This is a genomic window from Limosilactobacillus sp., from assembly GCF_022651205.1.
Classification (GTDB): domain Bacteria; phylum Bacillota; class Bacilli; order Lactobacillales; family Lactobacillaceae; genus Limosilactobacillus.
In genome coordinates this window covers 1-9,201 of record NZ_JALCQI010000042.1, presented here as the reverse complement: position 1 = coordinate 9,201, position 9,201 = coordinate 1, and the positions used below count along the sequence as shown (strand labels likewise).

General features: G+C 41.4%; 10 protein-coding genes and 1 other annotated feature. All 10 genes read left to right on the top strand.

What is annotated here, in order from left to right; translation table 11 throughout:
- Positions 1 to 167 precede the first annotated feature (167 nt).
- Positions 168 to 386, top strand: a binding site (T-box leader).
- Positions 387 to 440: 54 nt separating this feature from the next.
- A complete protein-coding gene (gene ileS, locus LKJ51_RS07150) occupies positions 441 to 3,236 on the top strand; it encodes an isoleucine--tRNA ligase (RefSeq protein ID WP_291980225.1) in 2,796 nt (931 codons plus the stop codon).
- A gap of 88 nt (positions 3,237 to 3,324) precedes the next feature.
- Positions 3,325 to 3,540 (top strand): cold-shock protein, encoded by a 216-nt coding sequence (locus LKJ51_RS07145; protein ID WP_291979585.1) that lies wholly within the window; start codon positions 3,325 to 3,327, stop codon positions 3,538 to 3,540.
- 1 nt (position 3,541) lies between these two features.
- Positions 3,542 to 4,093 carry an NUDIX hydrolase gene (locus LKJ51_RS07140; RefSeq protein ID WP_291979586.1) on the top strand — a complete coding sequence of 184 codons (552 nt, stop codon included), beginning with the start codon at positions 3,542 to 3,544 and terminating at the stop codon, positions 4,091 to 4,093.
- On the top strand, positions 4,086 to 4,340 hold the full coding sequence (locus LKJ51_RS07135) for a hypothetical protein (RefSeq protein ID WP_291979587.1): 255 nt from the start codon (positions 4,086 to 4,088) through the stop codon (positions 4,338 to 4,340). Before LKJ51_RS07140 ends, LKJ51_RS07135 begins: the two co-directional genes overlap by 8 nt.
- A gap of 12 nt (positions 4,341 to 4,352) precedes the next feature.
- Entirely contained in the window at positions 4,353 to 5,048 is a 696-nt protein-coding gene (locus tag LKJ51_RS07130) for a 5'-methylthioadenosine/adenosylhomocysteine nucleosidase (protein ID WP_291979588.1), read from the top strand.
- Positions 5,049 to 5,066: 18 nt separating this feature from the next.
- Complete coding sequence (locus LKJ51_RS07125; protein WP_291979589.1) at positions 5,067 to 6,233, top strand: cysteine desulfurase family protein; 1,167 nt, start codon at positions 5,067 to 5,069, stop codon at positions 6,231 to 6,233.
- The gene (locus LKJ51_RS07120) at positions 6,234 to 6,581 is read left to right on the top strand and encodes a DUF1831 domain-containing protein (RefSeq protein WP_291979590.1); all 348 of its coding nucleotides are present in this window, start codon (positions 6,234 to 6,236) and stop codon (positions 6,579 to 6,581) included.
- A 107-nt stretch (positions 6,582 to 6,688) separates the two neighbouring features.
- Positions 6,689 to 7,822 (top strand): tRNA 2-thiouridine(34) synthase MnmA, encoded by a 1,134-nt coding sequence (mnmA, locus tag LKJ51_RS07115; protein WP_291979591.1) that lies wholly within the window; start codon positions 6,689 to 6,691, stop codon positions 7,820 to 7,822.
- Positions 7,823 to 7,962: 140 nt separating this feature from the next.
- The gene (locus LKJ51_RS07110) at positions 7,963 to 8,619 is read left to right on the top strand and encodes a histidine phosphatase family protein (RefSeq protein ID WP_291979592.1); all 657 of its coding nucleotides are present in this window, start codon (positions 7,963 to 7,965) and stop codon (positions 8,617 to 8,619) included.
- Between the two features lie 14 nt (positions 8,620 to 8,633).
- A partial coding sequence (locus LKJ51_RS07105; RefSeq protein ID WP_291980224.1) for a tetratricopeptide repeat protein occupies positions 8,634 to 9,201 on the top strand: 568 nt, incomplete at its 3' end.

The window sequence follows — 9,201 nt, the reverse complement described above, 5'->3', positions numbered from 1 at the left end:
ATTCTTCTACGGAATTTGCTTCAGCAGTTGATAGTAATGCATCATCGGCTGAGTCGAACGCACCGGTATCCTCTGCTCCTGCTGATTCTAGCGGTGAAGAAGACGATGGTGATACAGTTGTTGTCTTTCCAGACAATAACTAGTTGTTTAAATTAAGATAATTAGTAATAAAAGCGTTGAAGGACATTAGTAGAGTAAAAACGATCCAGCGAGTTAGCGTAAGGTGTGAGGCTAATATCAATTATTACTTTACTTGATCGGTCCTGAGTACCTGACTGAATACTTAAGTTAGGTCGGTTCATTACCGTTAATCAATGATTGAGGGGATATTTAAAATATTAAATATCCTGAAAACGGGTGGTACCACGGAAAGCTTCGTCCCAATTTTGGGATGAAGCTTTTTTATTACTTGTTATTAAAATGAGAAAGGAGAATTGCATATGCGTGTTAAAGACACATTAAACTTGGGTAAGACCAAGTTCCCAATGCGGGGTAAATTACCAGTCACTGAAGCACAACGTGAAAGTGTTTGGGAAGAAAATAAAGTATATGAATTACGACAAAAATTAAATGAGGGGAAGCCAACGTTTGTTCTTCATGATGGGCCTCCATATGCCAATGGTAATATTCACATTGGTCACGCCATGAACCATATTTCAAAGGACTTTATTGTTCGTTATAAGTCGATGAGTGGCTACAGAGCACCTTACGTTCCTGGTTGGGATACTCATGGATTACCAATTGAACACCAGTTGACCAAGTCCGGTTACGACCGCAAAAAGATGAGTTTGACAGAATTCCGTGATCTTTGTCGGAAATATGCCTTAGAACAAGTTGACAAGCAACGGACAGATTTTAAGCGGCTAGGAGTTAGTGGTGAATGGGATCACCCTTACTTAACCCTAGATAAGGAATTTGAAGCTGCTCAAATCCGTGTCTTTGGTGAATTTGCCAAGAAGGGTCTCTTATACCAAGCTAAAAAGCCAGTTTATTGGTCATGGTCATCCGAGTCTGCATTAGCTGAAGCGGAAGTTGAATACCATGACGTTACTGCCAAGACAGCTTTCTTTGTTGAACAGGTAAAAGATGGTAAGGGTGTCCTTGACAATAACACTTACTTAGTTGTTTGGACGACTACACCATGGACAATTCCTGCTTCTGAAGCTGTAGCGGTAAACGCAAAGTTTGATTACTCAGTTGTAAAGCCAGCTAACGATGATCGTCAATTTGTCGTTGCAACAGACCTCTTAGAGAACCTTGCAGATAAACTTGGTTGGAAAGATTACAAAGTAGTTAAGAACTTAGCAGGTAAAGATCTTGAAGGAATGACTACTCAACACCCATACTTGGGTCGTGAATTGTTAGTTGGGGTTGCTGATTATGTTACTGCCGATGCTGGTACTGGTCTAGTTCACACCGCCCCAGGTTATGGTGATGATGACTACAACTTTGGTAAGAAATATGATCTGCCAATTTTCGCTCCAATTAATGATCAAGGGGTATTGACTAAGGAAAACGGTGAAGATTTTGATGGTGTCTTCTACCAAAAGGCTGACGATATTTCTCTTCAAAAACTTGAAGAAAACAATGCCTTACTACTTGAAGAACCACTAAAGCACAGTTATCCATTCGACTGGCGGACAAAGAAACCAATTATCTTCCGGGCAACCGATCAATGGTTTGTTTCAATCGAAAAGATGCGGCAAAATATCTTGGATGCCTTAGAAGACGTTAAGTACTACCCAGAATGGGGTAAGGTTCGTCTACGGAACATGATCAAGGATCGTGGCGATTGGGTAATTTCCCGGCAACGTGTATGGGGTGTTCCATTACCAATCTTCTATGCAGAAGACGGCACACCAATTATGGAAGAAGAAACGATTAATCACGTTGCCGATTTATTTAAGAAGTACGGCTCTAACGTATGGTTCGAACGCGATGCTAAGGATCTTCTTCCAGACGGCTACACTAATGAACATTCACCCCATGGGAAGTTCACTAAGGAAACCGATATTATGGATGTTTGGTTTGATTCAGGTTCTTCACACCAAGGGGTATTAGCTGAGCGGGATTACTTAACTTACCCTGCTGATCTTTACCTCGAAGGTTCTGATCAGTACCGTGGTTGGTTTAACTCTAGTCTGATTACCAGCGTTGTTTGCTCTGGCCATGCTCCATATAAGGCAATCGTTTCTCAAGGTTTCACCCTTGATAAGCATGGTAATAAGATGAGCAAGTCACAAGGTAATGTTATCGATCCAAACAAGGTTGTTAAACAAATGGGGGCCGAGATTATCCGTCTTTGGGTAATGAGTGCTGATACCTCTGCTGATGTGCGGGTTTCAATGGGAACCTTCCAACAAATCTCTGAGGCATACCGAAAGCTACGGAATACTTTCCGCTTTTTACTTGCCAATACGAGTGATTTTGATGCAAGTGAAAATACCGTTGCTTACGAGAAGTTGAGTTCTGTTGATCAATACATGCTCATCAAGTTAAACCACTTCCTTAAGAAGATGCGTGCTGACTTTGATAACTATGACTTCCTTGATGCGTACCGGCTATTGATTAACTTTGTCAACAATGACTTATCTGCCTTCTACATGAACGTGGCTAAAGATGTACTTTACGTTGAACCAGAAGACTCACAAACTCGTCGTTCAATGCAAACGGTCTTCTATGACATCTTGTTGACGATGGTTAAGTTGCTTACGCCAATCTTGCCACATACGACTGAAGAAGTATGGAGCTACATGAACGAACCAGAAGAATTCGTTCAGTTAACGGAGATTCCAGAAGTTCGTCAATTTGATGGTGAAGAAGACTTGTTAGACAAGTGGTCAGAATTTATGGAAGTTCGTTCACACGTCTTGAAGAGTCTTGAAGAAGCACGAAATGCCAAGATGATTGGTAAATCATTAGAAGCTCAAGTTGATCTTTACGTTAACGACCATAATAAGGAACTATTAGAAGGCCTTAATACCGATGTTCAATTATTACTCGGTGTTTCTAAGTTGAATCTTCACGACCTTGACGAAGCAGATAGTGATGCTGATCAATATAATGATGGGGTTGCCGTAAAAGTTAGTGTTGCTCCAGGTGAAACTTGTCAACGTTGCCGGATGGTTAAGGAAGACGTTGGGACAGACCAAGCCTACCCAACTCTCTGTGCGCGTTGTGCAAAGATTGTTCGGGATAACTTCCCCGAAACAGTTGATGAAGGCTTAGAAAAATAATCGTCCATCAATGACAAACCCTTATTAGCGTTGTAAAATACCAAGTGACGTTTATGTTGCTTGGTATTTTTATTTGTAGGTGAAATTAATGTTACAAGGCACAGTCAAAAGTTTTGATCGTGAAAAGGGTTGGGGATTTATTAATGTCCCTAATGAAGGCGAGATTTTCGTTCATTATTCGGGAATTGAAGGTCATGGCCTGAGAATTTTAACTCCGGGAGAGCGAGTTTCATTAGTGATCGTTCAGGGAAAACGGGGACCACAAGCGGCACATGTACAACGGCTTAATAAGCGAGGTTATTAAAATGAATTTTGAAGAAAAAACCTTAAGTGAGAAGAAGGTTTTTGATGGCAAATTAATTAAGGTTGCTGTTGAAGAGGTTGAAACGCCCAAGGGGTTGAAAGCGCAGCGGGAAATTGTTCACCATGCACCTGCAGTGGCAATTTTAGCGTTGACTGATGACCATAAGATGATTTTGGAAAAGCAATGGCGTTCACCAATCCATAACACAACGCTAGAGATTCCTGCGGGAAAGGTTGATTCCCGTGATAGTCGCAATGCTCTTCACGCTGCTAAACGAGAATTAAATGAAGAAACGCGTCTTGAAGCTGACACGATAAAGAAGGTTTCGTCATTTTATACTTCAATTGGGGTCCTTGATGAGTACATGACATTGTATTTAGCAACTGACTTGACTCCCGTAAAAGAAGCGTTACCCCAGGATCGTGATGAGCAGTTAGTATTAGAGAAGGTAACCCTTGACGAAGCATTGAAGATGATTGATGCGGGACAGATTGAAGATGCGAAGACTATCATGGCAATTTATTATTGGCAAGGAATGAGAAACCGTGGATAAGGATCCTCAAAGCAGTAATAATGAACGAATGACGCGTCAACAGTATCGTCAACAGCAAGCAAGGCCAGACGAAACCGAAGAACCGCGTCAGCCATTTTCTGAATCACGTGCTGCCCAGAAAATTGAAGAAGAGCAGTTAACAAGTGAGCAGAAGATGAACAGGCTACGGAAACGGTTGAATATTGCGATTATTAGTTTAGTTGTTGCAATTGTAATCGTTTATTTGATTTTATTTTTTGTAAAGTAAGGAATGAAGAGAATGAAATTTGGAATTATTTGTGCGATGCCCGAGGAAATTAAAGAATTAACCGCAGCATTGAATAATGAACAGGTCAAAGAGATCGGTGGTAAGAAGTACTATTCTGGTCAAATTGAGAGCCAGAATGTCACCTTAGTTGAATCCGGAATCGGTAAGGTTGAAGCGGGAATCACCACTGAACACCTTATTACCGACTTTGGAGTTGACGTTGTGATTAATTCCGGTTCAGCAGGTGGAATTGGCGATGGCCTTCATGTGGGGGATGTCGTGATCTCAAGTGAAACGGCTTACCATGATGTTGATGCCCGAGCATTTGATTATGTTTATGGACAACTGCCAGGTAAGGAACCACGATTTAAGGCATCAACAAAATGGGGTAAGGCGCTTGAAGAAGCCGGTGAAAAAACTGGTTTGAATGTAAAACGGGGCTTAATCGTCTCGGGTGACCAATTTATTGCAAGTAAAGAAGCAATTCAAAAGATCCTTCATTACTTTCCTGAAGCATTATCAAGTGAAATGGAAGGGGCTGCCGTAGGTCAAGTAGCCACCGATCATGGTGTCCCATACGTTGTTGTTCGGGCAATGTCAGATACTGGTGATGAAGATGCTGGTGTTAGTTTTGATGAATTCATTATTGATGCCGGAAAGCGGTCTGCAAAGATGCTTTTGCAACTATTTGCGGATTTAAATAACTAGGTAGAGGAGACAGTTAGCGTGAGTGAAGTATATTTCGATAATGCGGCGACAACACCGATGACAAAACCGGTGATTGACGAAATGATGAAGCAAATGACGGATACCTGGGGGAATGCATCCACGGGGTACTCTTATGGCCGTCATTCAAAATTAGTTCTGGAAAATAGTCGCCATATTATTGCACAAAGTATTAATGCCAAGGATGAAGAGATTATCTTTACGAGTGGTGGAACAGAAAGTGATAACACCGCAGTAATTCAAACGGCATTGACACGGAAAAGGTTAGGAAAGCACATCATTACTACTGCGATTGAGCACGAGGCAATTTTAAAACCAATGCATTATTTGGAATCGCTTGGATTTGATGTTACTTATCTCCCTGTAGATGAGAATGGAAATATTTCGTTGGCAGACTTTAAGGCTGCTTTACGTGATGATACGATTCTCGTTTCGATCATGATGGGGAACAATGAGGTTGGTAGCAGGATGCCAATTCACGAGATTGGCGAAATCTTAAAAGATCATCAGGCATGGTTCCATACTGATGCAGTGCAAGCATATGGTCTTCTACCAATCGATGTAGAGGCAGATCATATTGATATGCTATCGACTTCTGCTCATAAGTTGAATGGCCCTAAAATGGTTGGCTTCCTGTATCGTCGTGAAGGAGTTAATTTCCCTAGTTTTGTTCGTGGTGGTGATCAGGAAACCAAGCGGCGTGCCGGGACCGAGAACGTACCAGCAATCGCTGCCTTTGCAAAGGCGGTTTCAATTGACACACCGGAAGAAAAGCAACGACGTCAGGAACGTTATTACCACTTTAAACAGTTAATCGTTAAGCGCTTAACAGATGCAGGAGTTGCCTTTGAAGTTAACGGGCAACTCGATCCCAATAACCTTAATCATGTCTTGAATTTATGGTTTAAGGGGATCTCAACCTATGTTATGCAAACGGACCTTGATCTTGCTGGATATGCTGTTTCTGGGGGCTCTGCATGTACCGCCGGAAGTATCGAGCCGTCTCACGTCTTGACTGCAATGTATGGGAAAGATAGCCCACGTATCGGTGAGTCAATCCGGATTAGCTTTGGTGCACTAAACACTGAAGATGAAGTTAATGGCTTGGTAGATGCAATTATTAAAATCGTTAATAAGCTAAAGAACGTTAAAGGGGTCGAGGATTAGATGCAATTTGCAAAAACAGTTCAACTTCAAGGCGATTCAGACAAGTATTCAATTAGTCCCGACATTAAGCGCTATGCCTTAATCGATTTAGGCTTTGAAGAAACCAAGCGTGGTAATTTTGAATACCTTGGAAGTGTCGACACTGACAACCCATTCAAACCGGTCGCTAGGTTACGAATCCTTATTTCGGCAGATTTAACCGGTTTTAAGATGGAAACGGTGACGGGAAACGGAATGCGCAAAATTAATATTTTTACTCATCCCCGTTCTAAAGAATTTGTTGAACAATATCACTTTATTTTGAAAGAGATGCTGGACCGTGACGTTTTTATCCGCGAAAAAGAATAAATTAGTGCAGGGATGATTAACTTTTGTTACAATAGTTCACACTGGTAACATGCGACCTTCTATCGTAGATTGTTCCAGAATCTATTTGAAATGATGGTGATTAAATAATGTCTGACAAGAGCCATACACGTGTGGTTGTTGGAATGAGTGGTGGTGTTGATTCATCAGTTACCGCCTTACTCCTAAAGCGCCAGGGATATGACGTTGTTGGTGTCTTTATGAAAAATTGGGATGATACAGACGAAAACGGTGTCTGTACCGCAACCGAAGATTATAAGGACGTTGCCAAAGTAGCAACGAAGATCGGGATCCCTTACTATTCCGTTAACTTTGAAAAGGAATACTGGGACCGAGTTTTCAAGTATTTCATTGCCGAGTATAAAAAGGGCCGAACGCCTAACCCAGATGTAATCTGTAACAAGGAAATTAAGTTTAAGGCATTTATTGACTATGCAAACCAACTTGGGGCAGATTACGTTGCTACCGGTCATTATGCAGATTTAAAGCGTGATGAGGATGGTCGGATGCACTTAATGCGCGCAAAGGACCAGAATAAGGACCAAACTTATTTCCTTAGCCAACTCGATTACCACCAGCTTGACAAGGTTCTTTTTCCATTAGCTGGTTATACTAAACCGGAGATTCGGCAGATTGCTGAAGAAGCCGGTTTGGCAACTGCGAAGAAGAAGGATTCTGTTGGGATCTGCTTTATTGGTGAGGATGGGCATTTTCGCGAATTCTTGAGTCAATATATTCCGGCACAACCGGGGAATATGGAAACTGTTGACGGTAAGGTTGTCGGTCATCACATGGGACTGATGTATTACACTATTGGCCAACGACGAGGTCTTGGCCTTGGTGGTAACAAGAAGAGCAATGCTCCTTGGTTTGTCATTGGTAAGGATATTAAGAAAAATATTCTTTATGTTGGCCAGGGTTACGAAAATGAACATCTTTATGCAACTCACCTTGAAGCAAGTGATATTCACTGGGTTGACGATGTAGTTAGTCGATACGAGTATGACTTCCATTGCACGGCGAAGTTCCGTTACCGGCAAAAAGATGTTGGTGTTACGGTTCACCTCTCTGAAGATCAACAGAAGGTTACCGTGACCTTTGATGATCCGGCAAGAGCAATTACTCCAGGACAAGCGGTCGTCTTTTATGATGGTGAAGAATGTCTTGGTAGTGCAATTATTGATCGTGCTTACAATCATGACCACCTTTGTCAATACGTTTAAAATAATAATATAGAAAAATAATGCAAATTAGGGAAGTTACCGTTATGAATATATGAATGGTAAACTTCCCTATCTATATTTAAAAAGATTGAAACATGGCGATCAAATTTTGTTAAAATAGAGGAAAAAGGTCGAATAACATGACTAAAGTTTATCTAATCCGTCACGGAAAAACTCAATGGAATTTAGAATCTCGCTATCAGGGAGCTAATGGTGATTCGCCCCTTCTTGATCAGAGTTACCGGGAAATCGAACTATTAGCTGCTTCGCTTAATAAGGTACCAATTAATCACGTATACGCTAGCCCGTTAAAGCGTGCCCGGATCACTGCAATGACATTATTGCAACATTTGAACCGGCCAGTTCCATTAACGATTGATAGTCGATTAAAGGAATTTAATTTAGGGAAGATGGAAGGAATGCATTTTGACGAGGTTGCTAAAAAGTGGCCAGAAGTATTAAAGAACTTCCGTCACCATCCAGACCAATACGATAGTTCTATCGTTGAAAGTGAAAGTTTCGAACAAGTTATTAGCCGAATGGGAAACGCAATCAAGGAGTTTTGCCGAAATGATCTCCACGGCTCCATTCTGATTGTTTCTCACGGGGCAGCACTAAATGCTAGTATCAATGCATTGGTGGGCACTCCATTGGCTCACTTAAAGGATCGCGGTGGGCTTAGCAATACCTCGACGACGATTTTGACAACTACTGATGCTGAGCACTTTACAATGGAAAAATGGAATGATACATCTTATTTACATAAGACAAGTGTCGATCCAACAGATACAATCTGAGGGAGTGAATTTTAATGACTGAATCACAAACTAACCGTGAAGATAAAAAAAAGCAAACTGAGCGTCTGGTTCACAAGTTGATTACCGCAATTGATGAGCATCCAGATAAGGCAAATAATTACTATGATCTTGGTTCACTATTAACTCGTCTTCAGGATTATGCCCAAGCCGAAGAATTATTTATGAAGGCATTGGGAATCTTTGAGGCTAAAAATGACCAAGAGGCCCAAAACCTCTTAAACTATGGTCTTGGGAACCTGTACTATGAGGTTGGTAAGGTTGATCGTGCAATTAAGCTTTATAACAAGATTGATGATAAGAAGCTAAAAGCCGATTCATACTTAATGCTTGCGCAAAGTTACAGTAAGAAAAAGCAATATAAGCAAGCAGTTGCTTATGGGTTAACTGCCCATGAATTGCGTTCAGAAGATCCAGAGATTAATCAGGCATTGGGAGATGCTTTACTTGCATTAGGTGAATTTAAGCAAGCGGCGGCGTACTATGATGCTATTTTAAAGCGTCACCCTGGACGGGCTGATACGCAGTTTAATCGTGGCTTAGTGGCAATGGTTCTTGGTGAGC